This window comes from Candidatus Eisenbacteria bacterium (assembly GCA_005893305.1).
GTDB lineage: Bacteria > Eisenbacteria > RBG-16-71-46 > SZUA-252 > SZUA-252 > WS-9.
Window position 1 is genome coordinate 23683 of the sequence record VBOZ01000013.1, and the last position, 21911, is coordinate 45593.

At 66.6% G+C, this 21911-nt stretch carries 9 protein-coding genes and 1 other RNA gene; 1 reads left to right on the plus strand and 9 read right to left on the minus strand.

Annotation, left to right across the window (positions count from 1 at the left end):
• Positions 1-246 precede the first annotated feature (246 nt).
• From E6K79_04930 to E6K79_04945, 4 genes are read right to left on the minus strand one after another with little or no spacing between them, the layout of a single operon-like run.
• Positions 247-2286, minus strand: a complete 2040-nt coding sequence (locus E6K79_04930; protein ID TMQ65401.1) for an HlyD family efflux transporter periplasmic adaptor subunit — start codon at positions 2284-2286, stop codon at positions 247-249.
• Positions 2220-4271: an HlyD family efflux transporter periplasmic adaptor subunit gene (locus E6K79_04935; protein TMQ65402.1), complete on the minus strand. Its 2052-nt coding sequence runs from the start codon at positions 4269-4271 to the stop codon at positions 2220-2222. The genes E6K79_04930 and E6K79_04935 overlap by 67 nt, the downstream gene beginning before the upstream one ends.
• Positions 4268-5503 carry an efflux RND transporter periplasmic adaptor subunit gene (locus tag E6K79_04940; protein ID TMQ65403.1) on the minus strand — a complete coding sequence of 412 codons (1236 nt, stop codon included), beginning with the start codon at positions 5501-5503 and terminating at the stop codon, positions 4268-4270. Before E6K79_04940 ends, E6K79_04935 begins: the two co-directional genes overlap by 4 nt.
• Positions 5350-9285, minus strand: a complete 3936-nt coding sequence (locus E6K79_04945; GenBank protein ID TMQ65404.1) for a tetratricopeptide repeat protein — start codon at positions 9283-9285, stop codon at positions 5350-5352. The genes E6K79_04940 and E6K79_04945 overlap by 154 nt, the downstream gene beginning before the upstream one ends.
• 156 nt (positions 9286-9441) lie before the next feature.
• Between E6K79_04945 and E6K79_04950 the strand changes: the two genes are divergently transcribed.
• Entirely contained in the window at positions 9442-11274 is a 1833-nt protein-coding gene (locus tag E6K79_04950) for a hypothetical protein (protein TMQ65405.1), read from the plus strand.
• Between the two features lie 49 nt (positions 11275-11323).
• Here the strand turns inward: E6K79_04950 and E6K79_04955 are convergent, their stop codons facing one another.
• The 5 genes from E6K79_04955 to ssrA all read right to left on the minus strand — a co-directional run bounded on the left by E6K79_04955 (position 11324) and on the right by ssrA (position 21873).
• Positions 11324-15043, minus strand: a complete 3720-nt coding sequence (locus tag E6K79_04955; protein ID TMQ65406.1) for a T9SS type A sorting domain-containing protein — start codon at positions 15041-15043, stop codon at positions 11324-11326.
• A gap of 137 nt (positions 15044-15180) precedes the next feature.
• A complete protein-coding gene (locus E6K79_04960; GenBank protein TMQ65407.1) occupies positions 15181-18357 on the minus strand; it encodes a tetratricopeptide repeat protein in 3177 nt (1058 codons plus the stop codon).
• Positions 18327-19790, minus strand: coding sequence for an amino acid permease (locus E6K79_04965; protein TMQ65408.1), 1464 nt, complete (start codon positions 19788-19790; stop codon positions 18327-18329). The genes E6K79_04960 and E6K79_04965 overlap by 31 nt, the downstream gene beginning before the upstream one ends.
• A complete protein-coding gene (locus tag E6K79_04970) occupies positions 19757-21496 on the minus strand; it encodes a hypothetical protein (GenBank protein TMQ65409.1) in 1740 nt (579 codons plus the stop codon). Before E6K79_04970 ends, E6K79_04965 begins: the two co-directional genes overlap by 34 nt.
• A 30-nt stretch (positions 21497-21526) precedes the next feature.
• Positions 21527-21873: a transfer-messenger RNA gene (gene ssrA / locus E6K79_04975) on the minus strand.
• Between the last annotated feature and the right edge of the window lie 38 nt (positions 21874-21911).

Sequence of the window (21911 nt, forward strand, 5' to 3'; positions counted from 1 at the left end):
GGACGTCTTCTTCGACTTGGCCTGGATCTTCTTGGCAGCCATGGCATCCTCCTGGTTTCTCTTCGGCCGGCGTCACCATGACGACCGGCTCACGGCATATCGCTATGGCAACCGGCGTGCCGATCGCTGATTCCCGGGCAAGTATCGCGGAAGCGCTTGCGCCGCAATCGCGGGGAAGGTTCGGGCTAGCGGGGTGCCGCGCTGCGGCGGGTCTATAGGATTTGGAATTTCCGCATTCATGTCGAATCAAATCCAGAATTTCATCCTGATCGCGCGGCCGAGAGGCCGAAGCAGGTTCCACAAGAGCGGGCTCGAGCCCGCCTCGAGCTTGGCTCGACCCGTCATCCCGGCAAGCAGGGCGAGATCCGCATTCGCGCACTCCACCGTGACGCGGAAGGAGGCCGGCTTTCCGGGTAGGTCCACGGCCTCGGGCGCCACGGCCAGAATCCTGCCTCGGAATTGAAGATTGGGAAACGAGAGGACCTTTATCCTCGCCCGCTTGCCCACCTGGACCTTCCCGACGTCTTCCTCCGAGATCTGCACTTCCACATGCGCCGGGTCGAGCCGGGCGACCTCGCAGAGAACGTCCCCTCGCTCGAGGTGCTCGCCGACCTTCTCCTCGATCCGGGGTGTCAGGATGGAGCCGGTCACGGGAGCGGTGAGGCGTTGATCCTGCTCCTCGGAGCGCGCGTAGGCCATCCAGCCGGCCAGGTTCTGGGCCTCGAGCGACCAGCGCTGGGCCTCGGCGGGGTCGCGCCGCTGCGAGGCCTCCGCCGCCCGGCGCTGCGCGATCTTGAGGTCCGCCTCCGCCGCGGCCAGACGGGCGCTCGATTCTGTGTTCCGGAGGCTGGCGACGGCCGAGCCCGCCACGAGCCGTTCCCCTCCCTTGGCGTAGATCCGCTCCACGATGCCGGGGGCGAGGGCCGTGACCGGTAGGATTTCCGAGGGCCTAACGACGGCCGGCCCGACGGCGTTCTGGGGGAGCGGGACCGCGGCAACGAACAGGGCGGCCGCGGCGATCCCTCCCAACAGGAGCGCGCGGGCCCGGGGATTCATTGCGTGGAGCCGCCGGCGCTGGGAAGCGAACGGCGCCAGGAATCCCACCATCGGCAGCCGGCGGTAGAGATCGGCGTTCCGGATCGCCACCGAGACCGATCCGCTCAGGATTCCGAGGAACTCCTCGGCGTCGGCGTCCCCGAATCCGGCCGGGTTCCGGGACTCGAGAACCAGGTAGCCGAGAACCCCCTCCTCGTCCTGGAGCGGCAGGGCCAGGATCGACTGCATCTCCCCCGACTCGAAGTAGCGCGCGAACACGTCCCGGTCCGGTATCGCCAGGCCCTCCTCGGCCACGTGCTCGGCGGAGACGTGGAGCCGGCCGCGGCGGCGGAGGACTACGCCGAGGACATCGGCGATCCCGAGGACCTCCGCCTCGTTGGCCTCCACGGTCACCTTGTCACTGACCGCCCGGACCTTGAGCGCGCCCCCCTCGAGGAGCGCGACGAGCGCGCGGTCGCGCTCCACCACCGCCTCCGTGGTGTTCGCGACCGTCGCAAGCACTCGATTCAAGTCGAGGGTCGCGGTGATCTCGCCCGTGAACTTCGCGAGCGCGCGCAGCATCTCGATCTGGCGCGCGTTCTCCCGCTCGAGAACGTGCCTGCTCACCGCGATCGCGGAGGCCGAGCCGACGTACTCGACGAAGCGGAGATCGTCCCTCGAGAAGTCGCGCCCGTCAAAACGCCGGCAGAGCGCCAGGATCCCGACGACCGAGTCCCGCGCGCGAAGGGGCGCGTAGATCTCGAAGTAGGGGTTCCGCGCCTCGCCTTGGAGCCCCTGTTCGTCGCACCAGGTCACGAATTCCTCGTCCTTGAGGATCCCGGCCTGATCGACGGAGCCCGCCGACGCGCCCGCGACGCCTGCCGCGGCCTGCTCGACAAGGCTCTCTTCGAGGCCGGCCCTCAGATCATCGGGCGTGCCGTACAGGCAGAGGAGCCGGTACCCGCCTCCGGGTTCGGCGAGGAAGAGGGCACCCTCGCGCGATCCGACCGCGCCGGCCGCGACCGGAAGAAGGGCCGCGGCCATCCGCTCGAGGTCTTCGCTGCTCCCGAGGGCGGTGGCGACTTCCTGGAGCGCGAGCGCGCGGGTGGTGATGGTCGTGAAGATCGTGCCGGTCGACGGGGTGTCGTCGATGAACGGTTTGCCTCTCTCGTGAATGGGCATCGTTAGAGCCAGAAATCCGTGCGCACGAAGTGGGACCAGGCGCGGCCCATGCGCTGGTAGAGGTTCCATCGGCCGACCTCGATGCGCGCGATTCCGCTTTCACCGAATCGCACGCCCTCGGGCTCGCGGTCCAACCGGCCCCAGACCTTGAATCGTGCCTTGGTGCCTGGGGACTCCGGCGGCAGCGAGAACACGCGCTCCACGCGCCCCGAGAGGCTCCGGCCGGGCTCGCTCCGGAGACGGAGCGTGAAGCGCTGCCCCGGCTCGATCTCACCGAGATCGAACTCTCGCAGATCGCATTCGACCTCGGACCCAGCGTCGCGCGCCAGCACGAGGAGCGTGTCCCCGGCTTCGAGGCGGGCGCCGAGGAGATCGGTCGGTCGCGGCGTGACCACGACGCCGCCTTCCCGGGCCGCCAGCGCGAGCCGCTCGCGGCTGGTCCGGAGGCCGGCTTCGTCGGCGATGGCGGCGCCCCGCTCCAGGGACGCGTCCTGATAGAGCGCCGGATTGGAACCCTCGATCGATCGGGCGAGATCGATCGAGCTCTTGTCCGAGCGCGACCTCGCCCCCTGCCATGCCGCGCGAAGGCTGTCGTTCTCGAGGATCGCCACGACGCGCCCCGGAAAGACGCGATCGCCTTCCCGGACCAGGACCGCGGCGACTCGCCCGGGCTCCTCGGCGCGGACCACCTCGCGTTCCGCCGCGACGTAGCGGGCGTGGGCGGCCACGTAGCCGGGCAGCCGGACGAATTGGGCCGCGACGCCGAGAACGAGAACGGCCACGGCCCAGGTCAGCGTCTTCCGGGTCGGGTTCCGCACGGCCTTTGCCGCCTGCGCCAGAGCGTCCCCGGCCGGCTTCCGCACGAACATCCCCAGCATGCAGGCGAAGACGATGAAGCCGGTCTCCGACCAGGCGCTGACCAACGCGCCTTTGAGCCATTGGAAGAAGCAGAAGATAATGAGGTAGGAATGAACCAGCGTCGCGAGGCCATACGTGAAGTACGCGCGCCGCCGGCGTATCCCGAGAACCTGCTCCCCCGGATTCGCCCGCCGAAACGGCCGCCGAATCAGATCCCGCACGTATCGCATCGACTTTTCCCGGAGCTCGGCGATCTGGAGGATGTCGCTCAGCACAAAATAGCCGTCGTACTTGAGAAGCGGATTCAGGTTCCAGAAGACGCCGAAAAGGAGCCCCATCATCATGACGCGATAGGAGAGGTCGTTGATCCCCAGCCCCGGCGGCGTGATTTGCCAGAGCAGGGCCGCGGCGACCGTGATGAACGACTCGAAGTAGATCCCCCCCATCGCCACCCAGATGCGATGCCATCGGTTTTCAAAGAGCATCGAATGCGACACGTCGCAGAAGAAGCAGGGGCCGAAGTACAGAACCATGAACCCCAGTCGATGGACTTCACCCCCGAAGTGCTTGCAGGCATAGGCGTGGCCGAACTCGTGCACAGCGCCCACGACCGTGAGGATCACGACGATGAACAGGATCCCCTGGGCGGCGCTGCCCCCTCCGGTGAATCCGAGGAGGTAGTTCGGGTCGAAGCTCACCCGGTCCCGGTTCACGATGACGAGCCACAGGCACCAGAGGAGCCCCAATGTGACCGCGTAGACCGGTACGGGACGGAAGAGCCAGCGCACACTGTGAATCGTGCGGTTGAGGAACGCGTCCGGATCCCAGATCCCGAACTCCCAGCGGAGCATGTTCCGGAAGATTTGGGCGACGCGAGGGCGACGCGCCCGGGCCCGCTCGATCAGGAGGAGATTTTTGCTGTAGGGATCCTCGAGAAGGCCGATCGCGTTCAGGTCCTGGACCGCTTCCTCGACGACGGGGAGCGAGAAGTCGTTGTACGGCATCGCCTCCTGGCAAAGGCGCGCGACGTCGGCGAGCGTGCGGTCCCGATCGAGGTGGATCGCGACGAGATAGGTGTACGGGTCGATTCGAAAATACTTGTCCCGCTCGGAATCGCAGACCGTGTAGGCGACGTCATCGCCCTCGGCTACCTTCCGGATGACGAGCCCATCCCGAAGCTTGGGGTTGCGGTTCACCGTGAGTCGACGATCTCCACGACGGAGCCGTCGCGGAGCGGCCGGTCGGTGCCGACGACGACGTTGCCGTGGCCGCCCAGGCCCGATTCGATTTGGATCGCGTCTCCGTGCGAGGGCCCGAGCCGGACCACGCAACGGTGGACGCGATCGGAGTCGCAGCGCCACACCCACGTGGAGCCGCCTTCCGCCTCCACGATCGTCGTGCCCGGGACGGTGCAACTCTCGTCTCCGGGTTGCACCGGCAGAACGAATCGGGCCTCCGCGCCGGCCTCGGGGCTGGCCGACCGGCTGCGAAACGTGGCGACCACCTTGAAGGTTCCGCTCGCCGGATCGGTGAGCGGATCCACCCGGCTCACCGTCGCCTCGATCGGCGCCCCGCCTCGCGCCGGCTCCAGGCGAACGCGTGTCCCTGGCCGCACCGCTCCGCGGAATGCCGACGGCAGATAGGCCGAGGCGCGAAGACGATATGGATCGGTCACGCGGAGGAGCGGCTGTCCCACGACCACGCGGTGGAGCGGCTGGACGCGGATCATCCATGCGAGCCCCGCGATCGGGGCGCGCACCGCGCAACGGGAGAGGGCGACCTGGGAGAGGCCGAGCGCCGCCTCGGCGCGGTCGAGCTGGAGCCTGGCCTGCTCGACCTCGCGCGCGGCCACGTGGCCCTGTTGGTCCAGCGCCTGCGCCCGGTTGAGCTGCGAGAGCGCCCAGGCTCTCTCCGCCTCGTCGCGCTGAAGGGCGAGACGCTCGTCCCTGTCGTCGATAATGAGAAGCGTGTCTCCCTCCTCGACGCGCTGTCCCTCCACGACGCGGATCTCGAAGATGTCGCCGTCGGTCTCCGCGACCAGCTCCGCCTCCCGCTCGGCCTCCAGGTAGGTGGCGAACGAGGTTCCACCCTCGGAGGTCGGAAGCGCGGCGGCAACGCGGACCCGCGGCACGGAGCTCTGACGGGTGGCCGCGTCGGTCCGCGACGCCGGTTCGGGCGAGGGACCGGAACAGCCGGCCCCGAGCAAGCCGACCGTGAGCGGCAGGATCATCAGCGGGGCGAAGCGGCGGAAGGCATCCCCAAGCCGCCGGGCGATCATGTCGCCGCCTGCATGGGGGCCGCGTCGCGCGCCCGGCTCGGGTCCACTTCGCACGATCCCACGCCCAGGGGGATCAGGTACGCAAGCGCCTCCTCCCGACGTCCCAGGCGCATCAGGGTATCGAGCAGGTTCCCGATCGCGCCCTTCCATTCCGGATGGTGAACGAAGGATCGGCGATCCTCCTCACTCAACGTCTCGATGATCTCCTTCATCTGATCGGCCGCGCGGATGAACTCGGTCGCGGCCCCACCCACGTCGCCGCTGTCCCAGAGGATCTCGCCGAGGAGTCCGTGGATGCGCGCGGCCAGCGGCGTGAATCCCCCATCCTCCGCGCGCGGCGATATCTCTCGGAGCGCGTGCGCTGCGTCCAGCGGATCCCCCTCCCGCCATGTCGCCCGCGCCTCGTCGTAGGCCGCGAGCAGCTCGAAGCGGAGCATGCGCGACCACCGGGCGACGTCGCGGGCCTGGTGGGCAAGCTGCCTCGCTGGACCGTACTCCTCGGCGGCGAACGACACCTCCGCGCTGGCGAGAAGAGAGCGGACGAGATTCTCGGCGTTCCCGGTCGGCTCCGCGAGGCCGATGGCGCGGTCCGCGGCCGCTCGGGCAGCAGCGAGGTCCCCCCGCTCGGCCATGAGAAGAGCCCACAGGGCCTGGATCACGGACTTCTCGGCGCCCGCATCGAGCGCCTCCGCGATATCCCACGCTAACGTCAAATTCTCCTCGGACCGGGCGAGCTGGTCGAGACTCAGGTAGAGCTCGGCGAGGTTGATGTGCACGACAAGGACGTGGTCCTTCGAAGCCATCGAGGCCGAGACCTCGAGCGCGTCCTGATAGTGGCGGTAGGCGCTTGCGTAATGTCCCCGCTCGAAGTGGAGAAGTCCCAGATTATTCAGACAACGGCATAGATCTTCATTGTTTCCGAGCTCTCGGCATAGGGAGAGCGAAGCCTCCCAGTGGCGCTGAGCTCCGCCGTGGTCGCCGCGGGCATAATGGAGGTTCCCCAGGTGGCGAAGCGTGACGGCCTCCCCCCGGCGGTCGCCCGTCTTTCGGAAGAGCCCCAACGCCTCGTCCAGGTGTGGCTCCGCGTCCGACAGCTCCCCGAGCCGGTAGTGCGTGATTCCGATGTTCTTGTGGGTTTGCGCGAGCTCCGCGGGATCCCTGGCCTCCTCGCGGATCGAGAGGGCCGCGCGGTGGCACGCTAGCGAGTCTTCCAGCTCCCCATGCTGATAGTGAATGCCCGCGAGGTTGTTGAGCGCGGAGGCCTTGAGACGCGGATTGCCGGTTCGCTCGGCGAGCCGAATCGCCTCGTCGATGTACCGCTTGGATCGGTCCAGGTCCCCGCGGAAAAAGTGGAGCTTTCCCAGCTCCCGACACGTGAGGGCGAGCGCTGCCGGGTCCTCCTGGCCGCGCACGCCCGTCTCGATCGACTCGTACTCCGCGATCGCGCGATCGTACGACTTCCGGGACTCCATCGATCGGCCGAGAAGGTACTGGACGCGCCCGACCACTTTGGCTAGCTCGGCCTCGCGCCGGGGCTTCCCTCCGGCGCGGTCGAGCTGCAGAGCCATTTCGTAGCTTGCGAGCGCATCGTTGTAATGCCCGCTCGCGTACTCCTCGTTTCCCCGGCGCTCGCGGATATCGGCGAGGAATCGAACCTGCTCGGCCGGCGGTTGCGCCGCATAGAGCTCGTGCAGAATGCGCTCGGCCTGCTCCAGGTAGTGGATCGCATCGGTGTGGGCGAAAAGCCGGGACGCCGCGCCGGCCGCCCTCGTCAAATAAGGGATCGCCTCGTCGCGAAGGCCGGCCGCGAGGAGGTTGTGGGCGATGATCCCGGCGTACTCCTCCGTGTCGCCGAAGCTCTCCTTCAGGAAATGCCCCACGACGGTGTGGTATTCGATTCGAAGCTCGGGCGGGATGCTCGCGTAGAGGATCTCGCGAATCTTGGAATGGTCGAAGTGATACTGCGGCCCCGCCGCATGGATGAGGTGATGCACCTGCTCCAGGAACTGGAGCGCCTTGAGGAGCGCCATTCGCTCGATGCGAAGGCCGCGCAAGATGGTGCCCGAGTGGAAGACGTCGCCCTCCACCGCCCCCAGCTCGAGGATCTCGCGCTCCCGCGGACCAAGCCTTCCCAGCCGGCGCATCACGACGTCGAAGACCTTCTCGGGAATCGAGATCTTATCGACCGTCGTGTGGAGCACCCACCGCGACTCCCGCTCCTCGAGGACCCGCTCGCTCGTGAGAAGCTTCAAGATCTCGACCAGGAAGAAGGGATTCCCCTCCGTCTCCCGGTACAGAAGCGAGGGAAAATCGTCGCCCCACGTGTGTACCGGGTAGAGGCGGTCGAGAATCTCCCTCACGTCGTCCCGCCGAAGCCGCGGGAGCTCGATCCGCTCGAACCGCTCCTCGCGGCTCAGGAGCTGGAGCAGCCCCGGGAGTGGGTGCGCCTTCTCGCCGGGCTCCGTCACGATCTCTTCCGGTCGGTAGGTCCCGACGAGAAGGAGGCGGCGGCGCGGCACCCGCCGCGCGAGAAAATGAAACAGCCGAAGCGAGGCTTCGTCGGCCCACTGGAGGTCTTCGATGACGAGGACCAGCGGCCGCTCGTCGGCGATGAAGGCGACCAACTGATCGAGCACCTCCCATAGTTCCTCCTCGCTGGTCGGACCGTTCGACGCGAACGCGAAGCGGAGAAACCGATTCAGGACCGGCAGCGATCCCCCGAGCCGGGGCGTGCGGTCGAAGAGAAACGTCTGGAGCGCGGCCGCCGATGTGACCCCGCGCAGCGCGAAATAATGGCGAAACGCCTCGGCGAACGGGAAGTAAGAGCTCGTGGTCCCGCCGAAGAGACAGGCCGAGACGATGACGCGCGCCCCTTCCCGGCGGCAGATGTGCTGAATCTCCTCGAGAAGACGCGTCTTTCCGACCCCCGCCTCGCCGGCCACGCAGACGGCCGCGCCTTCGCCCGATCGAGCCTCGCGCAGACACGCGCGGATCCGGTCCAACATGGGGCCGCGGCCGACCAGCGGAGCGAGAAATCGCTCGCGCCGCACGTCGTAGACGTCCTGGTTCGCGATCAGATCGACTTCCTCGTGAATCCCGGCGCGGCGCCGGCGGTCGTGCTCGCGGAACCGGGTGAGGTCGTCCGCCATTTCCTCGGCGCTTTGATAGCGGGAGGAGACGCTCTTCATCATCGCCTTGAAGACGATGTGCTCCAGCTCCGCGGGCACCTCGGGCGCAAGCTCCCGGATGGTGATGGGATCCTCGTGGAGGATCGCGTGGGCCACCGCGACTTCCTGGTCGCCGCTGAAGGGGAGCCGGGCGGTCAAGAGCTCGTACATCATGATGCCGAGCGAGTAGAGGTCCGTCCGGCCGTCGAGGTCCTCGCCGACGACCTGCTGCGGGGACATGTAGGCGACGGTCCCGAGGATCGAGCCCTCCCGCGTGATCGTGCTTCCTCCCACGATCTTCGCGAGGCCGAAATCGAGCACCTTGATCCGGCCGTCGGGCGTGCGCCGGACGTTCTGCGACTTCATGTCGCGATGGACAATTCCCTTTCCGTGCGCCTCGCGGAGAGCGGCGAGGATCTCGACCGCGACACCGAGGACCTCGACCCATTGGAGCGGCCCGTCGGTGAGGAGCTCCCGCAGCGAGACGCCGGGGACATACTCCATCGCAAGGAAGAGGTCCTCCCCCTCGGTCCCGACCTCGTAGAGCACGGCGGCGTTGGGGTGACCCAATGTGGCGGCGGCGCGCCCCTCGTTCAGAAAGCGCTTGCGCGCTTCGGGGTCGCGGGCCAGCTCGGGGTTGAGGAACTTGAGGGCGACGCGGCGGCGGAGGACCAGATCCTCGGCGAGATAGACGACGCCCATCCCGCCCTGTCCGAGCGTGGACTCGATCTGATAGTGCGAGATCCGGGAGGGGTCCGTGGACATCTGGCTTCAACCTCGGAGGGTGAAGATACCCGCGAAGCGAACACGACCTCAGTCCGCGACTATACGCCTTTCGCGCGGCGACTCCCAGGCGCATTCCTATTGAATTGCCCCTACTCTTGTGCTATTTTAGCGGCTCTCTTTTTGGGGGAGCTCGCCATGCGTTCTGCGCTCGCTTTCGCCACCCTCGGCATCATCGCAGCAACCGCACTTAGTCCCTGTGACGCGCACGCCGGTTTCCGTGCCGCGTTCGATCCGCTCACGGTCGACAGCAAGATCTGGAATCGCTACGAATCTCCCGCGCTGCGCCCGCTCCCCGAGGCGGGGGGCATCGAGCGCTATTTCGCCTTCACGACCCGGAGCCAAGTCGTGGGCCGCGAGGCATGCCGGCAGATCTGGCTCCACCGGAATGTCTTTAGGGCCGGGAGCACGCTCGGAGATGTCGCGTTAGCCCGGCAACCTCTCCTCATCGACCCCACGGCTCACATTTCCTACCTGGACCCGGCGTGGAGCCCGGACGGCCGCTTCCTCGCCTACGTGCAGACGGATGCGATCGGATCGAGCATGGCGATCTATGTCCAGGAGTTCACGCTTTCGGACGACATCTACGAGGCCGTGACCCCGATTGGGAATCCCATTCTCGTGGTGCCCGACATCCCGAACGCGACGTCGCGTCACCCCGACTGGAGCCCCGACGGTCGATCGCTTACGTTCGACTCGACGATGTCGGGCATGAGCTACGACATCTACACCGTGACCGTCTTCCCCTCGGTCGGATCGCCGGTCCGCCGGACATTCGACGACACGACCACGGAACAGAATCCCGCGTGGAGCCCCGATGGGAACCGGATCGCCTACCAGACCGAGATTTTCGGTCCCGCCGTGATCGCGATCCTCGATCTGACGACGCCCTCGCCGCATCGTTGGACCTTGGCGGAGCGCGTTCCCACGCCCATTTACCACGCCGGTCCGTCCTGGTCGGGCGACGGCCTCTCGATCTACTACCACGCGCCCAAGAGTGAAGATGTGCAGCAGGTTTCCGACATCTGGAAGCTCGACCTTTTCAGCCAGGCCAAGTGCGACATATCGATCGACCTGGCATCCGACTCGGAGGTGGACGTCTCTCATTACCTGCACTCCTCCCCGGACGGGATCGCCTTCAACTATTTCCTGTTCGCGTCGATGGCCGGGTCGTCCTCATTCCTGGGGCCGAATATCTGGCGCGGTGAGTTCATCTATAACTGTTTCCCGCCGCTGTCGATGGGCGTGAAGGTGAAGCCGAACCCTCTGAAGATCGGAGGGTCCGGGACCACGGTCGTTACGACGACCCTCACGTTCCCGCCCGAGACGATCGCCGCGGGGTACCAGTGCTCCTCAACCGACGGTCCCCTCGAAGGCGTGAGGATGCGGGCCACGATCCTCGCAAGCCCGACGCTCACGATCCTCCCCGCCCCGGTTTCCGGCGGATCGATTCTTCCGCTCACCGATGCCGGAGGCATCGTCCCGTTGTTTGTCGACAAGGTCCAGGGAGGATCCCCCCAGATCGATGTGTCGTGGAGTCGGGCTGAGGTCGAATCGGTCCTCACGATAAAGGGCCTCTTTGGGGATAACATTCCGGTCCGGATCGACGCCTACTCCAACCTTGTCGGCCGTACCTTCCGCGGCATCGCGTACATCCGGGTCACCCCGCCCGCGACCACCGCGCCGGCCGCGGCTGTCATGCTCCAGCAGAACTCGCCGAATCCGTTCAATCCTTCCACGATGATCCGGTTCGTCACCCGGGTGGACGGAAACGTCGCCGTGCGGATCTTCAACGTGCGCGGCGAGCTGGTTCGCGCGTTCGCGGAGCAGCGGCTTGCCCCGGGGAGCCACGCGATAGGCTGGGACGGCCGGAACGACCGCGGCCAGGATGTTTCGTCCGGCATTTACTACGCGGAGGCTTCCATCCCTTCGGGGTGGCGCGATCGAATCAGGATGACGTTGCTGCGATAGTCGGGGATCTCCGCCCGCCGCCGGACGCCGGCGGCGGCATCCGCTTCGCTCACCGCACGATCATCAGCTTCTTCGCCGAGAACTCGCCGCTCGGGTACGTGATTCGATAGAAGTAAACCCCGCTCGCCACCCGCGCCCCGTCGTCGGTCTTCCCATTCCAGCGGACGACGTGAATCCCCGCCGTCTCCACGCGGTCAACGAGGGTCCTCACGGTTCGGCCCATGATATCGAAGACGCGGATCTCGACCCGGCCCCGGATCGCGATGCTGTAGGGGATCACCGTTTCGGGATTGAACGGATTGGGCCGGTTCTGGAGGAGCGCGTTGACATGGGGCGGCGTCTCCGCAGCCGGCTCCTCCACGGCGGTCGCGAGCGCGCCCGCCTGGATCGGGTAGAGCGGGCCATACGTGCTCGTCTGGAATCCGACAGTCTGACCCGCCCAATCCGCCTGCATGGACGGAATTCCCGGTGCGGTCGCGGGGCTCGGACACGGCCAACACCTGCCGGTATCGGAGGCTGCCAGGGTGCGAGCCCCGCGGCAGCTCGTGAGGAACTTGTAGAGCATTCTCATGCGGTTCTCGACGCCTGACCGCGCGTAGTTCTGGGTGGTCGGGGCAACCGCGGGGTCGCGAATGAACTGGAACGAGAAGCCATAGCCCAAGGCCTTGCTTCGATCCTTGTCGGCAACGCTGTCGAGCTCGCGCGACCGTGCGATGCCCACCACCTGCGCGTTGGGGTAGAAGGCCACGCTCTGCGCTGTCGAGTCTGCGACTTTCGAGAGCGCGTCGAACCTGTTCGCACCCGGGCAGCCACCGTCTAGTGGATAGGTAAACGTGCCCGGAGCCGCGAGACCCGGTCCCGCGCCCGGCGCCGAGAAGCGGTCGTCGATCGCCGGGTACGGCGTGGTGCCGGTACCCGACCACGCGTTCGCGCAAGAGCTCACGCCGAAGACGTTTTGGGCGAGGCTCAACTGCAGCGTGTTGTCGACCGTGGTCGAGTTGATCAGGTTGTTGAACATATCGTCGCCGCTCACGAAGAAGCAGCGGTCGCCCTGATCGGGACCCGTATCACGACGCCACCACTGCTCGGCCAATGTAGCGTCCTGCTCGTCGAAAGCCGTCACAGTCTTATGGTGGCCGGACTGAATCATGATCCTGTACCACTTGGCCAGCGAGTCGGCGATCGGGTACTCGAGGTAGTTCGGGAAGAAGTTCGAAAGTTGGCCGGGTCGCTTGTCGGGTAGCTCGTGTCCCCCGATGTTCGACGCCAGGTCGTATCCCTGCAGCATGCGGTAGCGGTCCGCGCGTACACCCAACCCTCGAAGGGCTTGCGTTACCGGGTCGTACCCGTAGCTCCAGGTCGTGTAGGTGCCGTCGAGATTGAGGAGGGGTGTGTCGGTTCGGTTCTCCAGGAGCGAGCCCGCGGGTCCCGCGGCATAAACACTCGGGAGCACCCGGAACTCGATGATGTCCGGAGCCCTGAGTCCGCCTACGCCAGGCAGAATCGGAAGATCTTCGACTTCGCGGGCGAGGTTATCCGAGGAGAACGTGTATGACGTGCCCCCATTGATGTCGACGCCCTTGAAGTAGTACTGCATCCGCGTGCCGCGCGGGAGGAACCGGAGGCTGGCGTAGGTCGTGTTCCCGTTGATGGAGAAGCCACCCGGGAGCGACGCGCCGGCCCGGAGCTTGTCATCCGGCGGCCAGTTGATCGCGTACTCGGAGCCGAGAATCGTGGTGTCCGTGGGCGCGACGCTCACGTTCGCGTAGATCTGGCAGGAGTCGAACGCGCTCCACGTCTTCGTGGCCGGATCGAACAACCGATAGATCATGCGCGGGAAATCAAACGCGGCGTTATAGGAGCCGTTGTGGCGCGCCTGATAGTCCTCGCCAGCGGCGATGGTCAGATCGAGCCCGTCCTTCCAGTTGATGCCCATGCCGTTCTTGCGGAGACCGGTGACAACGGCGACCGTGATCGAATCGCCGAGCTGAGCATTCCAGTTATCGTGGACCGCGATGTTATGCAGCGTTCCGCCCGTCGGATCGAGGTCCGACCCGCGGTTGCCCGGCCAGCAAGGCGTGGTCTGGCAATTCGCTCCCCTGATCGTTCCGTCTACGAACATCGACTGTGCAATAGCGCCCGGGAAGATCCCGAAGATCGGAGCCGGGACGCCCGAGGTGACCTGGATGCGGAAGTTGTCGTAGAGGAGCGCGTTCGCTTGGCTGCTCGAGCAGTTTGCTCGGTCGGCCGCGAACGACGGGATGCACTCGAGGTTGTAGCGAACCTGGAACGAGTCCGCCTGCACCGCTTCGGCCAACTCGTCTCCGTCGTCGATCCATCCTTGGAACGCGCCCTCATTGACGGCGTTGTACGCCGCGGTGTTTCGCCAACCCGACCAGCTCCCGAACTTGTGGATCCGGTACTCGGCGTACTGCACGTAGCCGGCGAACCGTGGGAGGTCGAGGTATTCGGTCCACTGCGCGAAGATGGAAGCCGTTCCGGACGGGACCGGGAACGTGCAGCTCACGATCGAGTTGAACTGCCCGTTGATCGCCAGGTTCGTGTTCGGATCGCCGCCCTCGAAGAAGAGGTCGGACGACGACTGCTTTTGAGGTGCGCAGAAGTCCGACGTCACGTTCTCCGTGCCGGGAGCCAGCTGCCAGAGCTCGCCGATTCCGGCCGCGACGCGGCAGGATAGGAACGGGGCGGTTCCATACGTGCCCCTGACGATTGCACCGCCGAACGGATCGCTGCCGCCGGCAGGAGCCTGGTCGGTATAGATCGCTCCGTTGTCGCTGGTCGCCACGTCGTCGATGATCTCGCCATGACTGTCCGGCCAAAGGCCGTCCTCGGAAGAGAATCGACTGTCCGCCGTGAACACGACATATAGGACCCGGTGAATCGACGGAATGTTGGTGACCGTGTAGGAGACCGAATTCGGTAGTCCCGAAGCGGCGCCCACGACGATCTGAAGGTCGCTACCGCTGTTCGACGCGACGTTCTGCGCCGTCTTGATGCTGCCCGTCCAGCTCACGAGCTGCTCCGAGTTTCCGTCCGGGCCACCAAACCGCGTTCCGACCATCGGGATGATGTCGTTATAGAGCGCCCGGTTGTTCTGGAGCGGATCAAGATTGTTTCCGCCGCTGGTGCCGCCCCCGATGATCGTGAAGTAGTCGTAGTTCTGCTCGGTGCTCAGATTGCCCAAGAAGGTGAAGTTGTAGCTGGCGCTGTGTGCCCCGGTGTCGAGGTACAGAATCTGAAACGAGTGATTCGGATAGCCAACCTGGACCGCGAAGTTGGTATCGAACTTTCCGCACCAGAGGCTGTTCGAGCCGTCGAGGATCGAAGGCCGCTGGGAAGCCGGCACGGACACGTTCACCACGTGCCAGAGAATCTCACCCAACGACTGGTCCGCGCGGGTGTAGGCGATGGTGTTGTTGTTGCCGGCGATGTCCGGCTGATTGTCCGTATACCCCGAAGAGTTCGTGAATCCCGGCGTCGGCTGGAGGCTGTCCGCGACCGGGCTCGACTTCGCCGACCACGTCCCCAGCGCACGCTGAACGCAGGCGCCGGGATAGAGGAAATACGAAGTCGTGGCGGCGGTCTGACGTAGGAGCGTGCCGGACCAGTACGGACGAACGACGGTGTACGTCGGCTGGGGACTGTAACTGCCGCCGTTTCCCGTGGGAGGGCGTGCTTCCGTCGTCGAGGGGAGCAGCAGAACACCGACCAGAAGAAGCGTGGAAATGGAGCGCTGGGAATGACGCAATGTACCCCCACTTCGACGCGCCCCACGAACTGAAGAACGGCGGGATACTATCAGGGACTCGTCATTCTGTCAATGTGTTCCGGCGGATGGTAGTGCCTCCGCGGCACTACACGACGGAGTGGTGACGCGCGGGGGCCCTACGACGATCGAGGTTCGCCCATGGCGAGCGAGATCGCGCGCTCGAAGGTGGTAGCGCGCCCGGTCTCGAACGCCGATTCAGCCGCGGCGCTCCCCAACCTCCGCTTCGTCTCGGCCAGGCATCGCTCCATGCCTGCTCGATCCGGTGGTGTCGGCGGTGCTCCCAACGCATCACGGAGCGCGGCGGCAGCGCCAGCAAGGACGAGCGCGCGCTCGTCCTCTCCTTCCGCCGAGGCAAGCGCCGCGGAATACTCCAAGCACTCGGCGACGGCCACACGATCTCCAAGCTCTCGAAAGATCGGGATGCTCTCATCAAGAAGCGCGTGCGACTTCGAGTAGTCCCTTTGCCCGATGGCCACCCGCGCGAGCTCGTGAAGCGTGTACGCAACGCCCCACCGGTCTCCGAGTCGCCTGTGGATGGCAAGCGCTTCCTCGTGGTACCGCTGCGCGCCAGGGTGATCCTCGTGGTCGAGGGCCACGCATCCCAGCGCGTTCAGGCCCAGCGCTTCCCAACCCTCGTTCCCGAGCTCGCGGTTGATCGCGAGCGATTGCGCATAGAGGGACTTCGCCGCCTCATAATCCTGAAGCGCCTGGGAGACGACGCCCAGGTTGTGGAGCGCGATGGCCATTCCCCGCTTGTCGCCTGCCGCGCGCCGGATGGCAAGACACTCCTCGTACGACTCGCGCGCGTCGGCATGCCTGCCCTGATCGATGGCGACCGTTCCCAGCTCGAGCAGGATCGCCGCCGTGACGTCCGTCTCTTCGGTCGGCCTGCTTACCGTGAGCCCCTCCGCAAGCAAAGCCCGCGCCCGTTCGTATTCGCTCTGGCTACGCGCGAGGGCGCCGGCACCCAACAGGGCCTTTGCGCGCGCGATGGCGAGCCCCGGCCCGGTCGCGTCCAAGGAGAGCGCTGCCTCCAACCGCCGCCGCCCCTCACCGAGGTGGCCGTGGATCCGCCAGAATCGCCAGAGGGCGCCGGCCAACTGGAGCGCCCCTTCCGGCCGGGCCGAACGAATCGTCCATTCGCCTGCCAGACGCAGGTTGTCGTGCTCCTGCTCCAGTCGCTCGAGCCACGCCGATTGGTCGCCGCCGCTCAGCTCGGGCTCGGCTTCCTCGGCGAGTCCCAGATAGAAGCGGACGTGCTGATCCAGTCTTTCGGGCCTGCTGCCGGCCTTCTCCAGCCTCTCCCTTCCATAGGCGCGCAGGGTCTCGAGGAGTCGGTACCGAGCCGCCCCACCGACACCCACCTCCGGCAACACGAGCGACTTGTCGACCAGATGGGTGAGCAGGTCGAGGACTTCTTCTTCCCCGATGCCATTGCCGGAACAGACCGATTCCACGGCCTCGAGCGTGGCGCCTCCGGCAAAGACGCTCATGCGGTCGAAGAGGACCCGCTCGTTGTCGCTCAGAAGCTCGTAGCTCCAGTCGACCGTGGCCCGCAGCGTCTGCTGGTGCGGGAGCGCGCCGGGGCTTCCCGACGTGAGAAGGCGGAATCGATCCTCGAGGCGGCTCAGAATCTGTCCGACCGGCATGACCTTGACTCGCGCCGCGGCCAGCTCGATCGCGAGCGGGATGCCGTCGAGCCGCGCGCAGATCTGCGCCACCGTCTCCGCATTCTTCTCGGTCAGTGAGAACGCCGGCGCCACCGCAGCGGCCCGCTCTACAAAAAGGCGAACCGATTCGAATTGTCCGATCTCCCGGCGGGCCAGCGGGACGGGTCCCTTGAGATCCGGCACGTGAAGAGGCGGCACCCGCCAGAGGGCCTCGCCGGGAACGCCGAGCGCCTCGCGACTCGTGGCGAGGATGCGCACCGCGGGACAGCCCGCGATCAGCTCGGCCGCAAGCCGGCCGCTGGCCGAGGTCAGGTGCTCGCAGTTGTCCAGGAGAAGAAGGAGCGTGCGGGATCCGATCGACTCCTTGAGCGTGTCCATCAGCTCACGGCCCGGCTCCTCGCGAACCTCGAGCACCGCTGCCGCACGCTGCGGCACGAGCACGGGGTCCGAGAGCGGTGCCAGCTCCACGAGCCAGACCCCATCCGGGTACGATTCGAGCAAGTTCCGAGCGACCTGGAACGAGAGGCGCGACTTGCCGCAGCCGCCCGCGCCGGCGAGCGTGACCAGGCGAGCCGTGCCGAGGAGGCGGCCCACCTCCTCCATCTCATCGCGCCGGCCGACGAAGCTGGTCAAGAGCGACGGCAGGTTGTTGGGCACGCGTGACTGCGGAGCGAAAGGCGCCGCGCCTGCGATCTCGTCCGCCTCCGGCCCCCCTCGCTCCAGACCCAAACCGCGGAGCGCCGCGGCAAAATCCGCCGCGCTTGCGTAGCGGCGCGCCTTGTCCTTCGCCATCGCCCGGAGGAGGACTTGGTCCAGCTCGCGCGGGAGACCGGGCCGCGCGCGCGAGGGGGCCGGTGGCTCGACGAGCGCGATCTCGTGAAGGACGGAGAGCATCGAGGGTCCCTCGAACGGTAGCCGGCCCGTCGCCGCTTCGTAGAGCACGACGCCGAGCGAGAAGAGATCGGTGCGCGGGTCGAGGGGCTCCCCGCGCGTCTGCTCGGGCGACATGTACGCGGCCGTGCCGACGATGGCGCCGGTCGCGGTAAGGCTCACGGCATCCGCGTCCGCGCGCGCTCCGGGCAGGCGCTTGGCGAGACCGAAATCGACGACCTTCGCCTGGCCATCGGAGGTGAGAAGGATGTTCGTGGACTTGACGTCGCGGTGGATCAGGCCGACCCGGTGCGCGGCGTCCAGCGCGTCGGCGACCTGGGAACCGATGGCGATCAGCTCCGGAAGACCGAGAGGGCTCCGGTGCAGGCGCTCGCGGAGGGTCTCGCCCTCGACGTACTCCATGACGAGGAACGGCGCGGGATCCGAGTCCTCGATCGCGTACATCGTGACGATGTTGGGATGGTTGAGGGCGGATGCGAGCTTCGCCTCGCGCACCAGGCGTTCCACAGCCATGCGGTCGCCGGCCGCCCAGGGGGGCAGCATCTTGATCGCGACCGGGCGCTCCAGCTTCAGATCCTCGGCGCGGTAGACCTCGCCCATCCCACCGGCCCCGATCTTCTCGACGATTCGGTAGTGGCCGAGGCTCGCGCCGGCTTCCATCTGCTCCACGATGCCGTTCCCCCTGGAGGTGGGGCCGGGGTCTATCTCCCGGAGGCCCCCCGCCCCTTCCATACATGATAGATCGGAAAGCCGAGGGCCGCGACCAGCACGCCGGCCATGGCGCGCCACTGGCTGGCCGCGAGATCGCTGACGATGATGGTGATCGTGACGAGGATAAAGATGATCGGCGTGAGGGGAAAGATCGGGGTCCGATAGGAGCGCGAGCCCGCCGGGGCCTCGGCGTCGGGATCGGGGGCCGCCTCGACGGCGGCGGGAGTACCCCTCGCCGCCCGGCCCCGCTGGATGAAGATCGCGGCGATCGTGAGGCCGTAGAAGAGCCAGGAGGTCGTGACGAACCAACCGGAGACGTCCTCGAACCCGCGAGAGGCGGCGGCGAGCCAGATGCACGCGAGCGCGCACTGGAGCCAGAGAGCGAAGTCCGGAGTTCCACGGCGCGGGTGGACGTGCGCGGCCCGTGACCAGAAGAGCCCGTCGGCAGCCATCGCCAGGGTCACGCGCGGGCCGGTGAGGATCGAGGCGCTGATGGTTCCGAATGTGGACACCGCGACGAGAACCGCGAGGGCGCGGCCGCCCCACTCCCCGAGGACCCGGCGCACCGTCTCGCTTCCCACCGCTTCGTAGGCCGCGACCTCGCTCGGCGAGAGCACCGCGAAGTAGGCGAGATTCGTCACGACGTACACCGCGATCACGATCGCGGTCCCGCCCAGGATCGCGATCGGGAGATTTCGCCTCGGATTCACGATCTCTCCCGCGACATAGGTCGAGTCGGTCCAGCCGTCATACGCGAACAGGATCGGGATCATCGCCGCGACGAACGCGATCAGAAGCGGATGCGTCGAGAGCGGCACGGCCGAGGTCGCCGCGCCGGTAGGGCCCGAGTGCCGAAGACCAAAGGCGGCGCCGCAGAGCGCGAGAATCCCCGCGACCTTGAGCGTCGTGAGAATCGTCTGCGTATTCGCGCCCTCGCGGACGCCGAGCCAGTTCACGAACGTGAGGACGCCGATGGCGGCGAGCCCGACCGGGAATTGGGCGGCCGCGGGCCATCCGACCGCCTGACAGGCGTAGATTGCGAAGACGCTCGTGATCGAGGCGATCACGGTGGGCTTGATCACCGCGAGGGAGGCCCATCCGAAGACGAAGGCCAGCCGGCGGCCGAACCCCTCTCGGATGAAAACGTAGAGGCCGCCCGTGCGGGGGTGCTGGACCGCCAGCTCGGCGAGAACCAGCGAGCCCGCCATTGAGAGGAGTCCGCCCACCACCCAGGCGGCCAACATCAGCGCTTCGGTGTGGAGCTCCCTGGCGACCGAATGGGGGGACCGGAAGATACCGGAGCCGATGATGCTCCCGACCGTGACCGCGGTCGCGGCGTAGAGGCCGATTTGCCGTCGGAGGAGAGGTCGGGGGCGTTGGTCGATCGGTGTGATCTTCGGCTGGCCGCCTGGGCTGGCGCTCACCGGACGCGGAGAATCTTCGTCCAGACGGATCGGTGCTCAGATTGGATTCGCGCGAAGTATTGCCCCGCGGGTACCGGGCGGCCGGTTCGGTCCGTCCCGTCCCATGGCACCGTGTGCGGGCCCGGCCCGAGCGCGGCCTGCAGCTTGAACGCGCGAACGATCCGCCCCGCGACATCGTAGATCGACACCCGCACGTCCGACGTCCGGTCGAGCGTGTAGCCGATCTCGGCGGATCCGTCGGACGGATTGGGCCGCGTGCGCATCGCGGCGAAGCGATAGGGGCCGCCGCGGATTCCCGAGACGAGTCCCATCCGCTCCTCGTGACCTTGCGCGTCGATCGCCCCGAGCGCGTAGTAGTACCGGCGTCCCGGCTCGGCGGTCTCGTCGGTGTAGCTGTACTCCGGGCCGCCGCTCAAGGGCGACGTGGTGAGGCGAGTCGAGATATCGGCAAGAGTGGATCCGCGGTATACGTGGAAGCCCGCCGCATCCGATTCGGCGGAGACGCGCCACTCCAGATGCACTCCCTCCGGCCGGGAGTCCGCGAAGAACTCCACGATCGCGACCGCCGTGGGGCTGTCTTTCGTGAGGGTCATGGCATCGATCACGGAGCCGTCGCGCGCGATCGCCTGGACGCCCAGCGTATTTGCGGTCACGTCGACCGCGGTCACGTGGAAGGCGCTGAGCGAGTAGGCCTCGTAGACCGGCGAGCCGGCGAGCGCATAGAGTGCGCGGCCGCCGCCCCCGGTAACGATGTAGATCGTTCCCTTTGGATTCTGGTAGTCCGGCTCCTGGACCTGGTCGACCGGCGCGCCCGCGGCGATCGGGTAGGTGCGCGTGTAGTAGTGGTTGTGGCCTTGAAGCACGAGGTCGACTCCATATTTATCGAAGATCGGGCCGAGCGCCGCGGCGATCGTGGCGTCGTCCCCGTGCGCGCCGAGGTTCGAGTACATCGGAACGTGGAAGAACACGATCTTCCATTGCTTGTTCGTCGCGGCAAGGTCGGAGGAGAGCCAAGCGAGCATCGCCGAATTGGGGGCGACGTTCTCGAGGGTCACCTCGATCGACGCGAAATGCGCGTTCGAGTAGTCGAACGAGTAGTAGCGCTCGGTGCCGGAGTTCGCCGTGGGAAAGTAGAAGGCATCGAGGTACGGCTGCCCGTTCGCCGTCACGACGTCGTGGTTCCCGAGGCAGGAGTAGAACGGAATTCTCGCGATCGTCTTCCGGTAGATGTCGAAATATTGCGGCGTGAAGTTCGCGGCTTCGCCGCCCTCGTAGATGATGTCGCCGGTGAGGATGCCCAGATCGGCGTTCAGGGAGTCGATTCGAGCCGCGAGCTGGATCTGCTCAGGCGTCGCGCGGCCGATATCGCCGAACGCGACGAAGCGGAACGGCTCGTTCGTCGCCGGCGCCGTTCGAAAGGAGTCGGAGCCGTCGGTGAGCGTGTCGGTCCCGGTGATGATCCGGTAGTAGTACTTCGAGGAGGGCGTGAGGCCGCTCAGGCCGACCGCGTGGCGGGTCGCGGTCCCCGCGTGGGCGGTCTCGCTTCCGAGGGCCGGCGTCAAACCGTAGAGAACCTTGCCGGTCGTGTTGGCGTCCGTTTGCCACGCGATCGTGATCGACGTCGGCGTCTGGAGCCAGACGGACGGATAGCGGAGGAGATTGACGGCGGTCGCGGGACGCGCCGCAGCGAGTGAGAGGGCGATCCCCACAATCGCCGCGATGTGCCGCACCTTCATCCTATAGGGCCCCTCATCCGAAGGGTAAATTGGTGGAGGCGGAGGGAATTGAACCCTCGTCCGAAAGCAGATCCGGAAGAAGCACTACGCGCGTAGTCCGTTATCCACCTTCGCGATCCCGGACGCCAACGGACTAGGTCACGGAATCGCTAGCTCGATGTGTTCTCGTCCTCCCGACTCGTGCGGATCGTGAGAACCAGCCTACCTTGATGACGCCCGATCCAGCCTCGGCAGGCTCAGACCGGTCGGACGTGGCAGCTAAGCCGCCAGAGCCAATTCAGAATTGGCTGTTGTGTTTTGCCCGTGGTTTTACGAGGCCTACGGGCACCTCGGCGCGCGCTTCTAAGTTCACTGCTCCGTCGAATCCTTTCGCCCCCATCCGTGCTACTGATGATGGATCGGCTATTACGGTTCA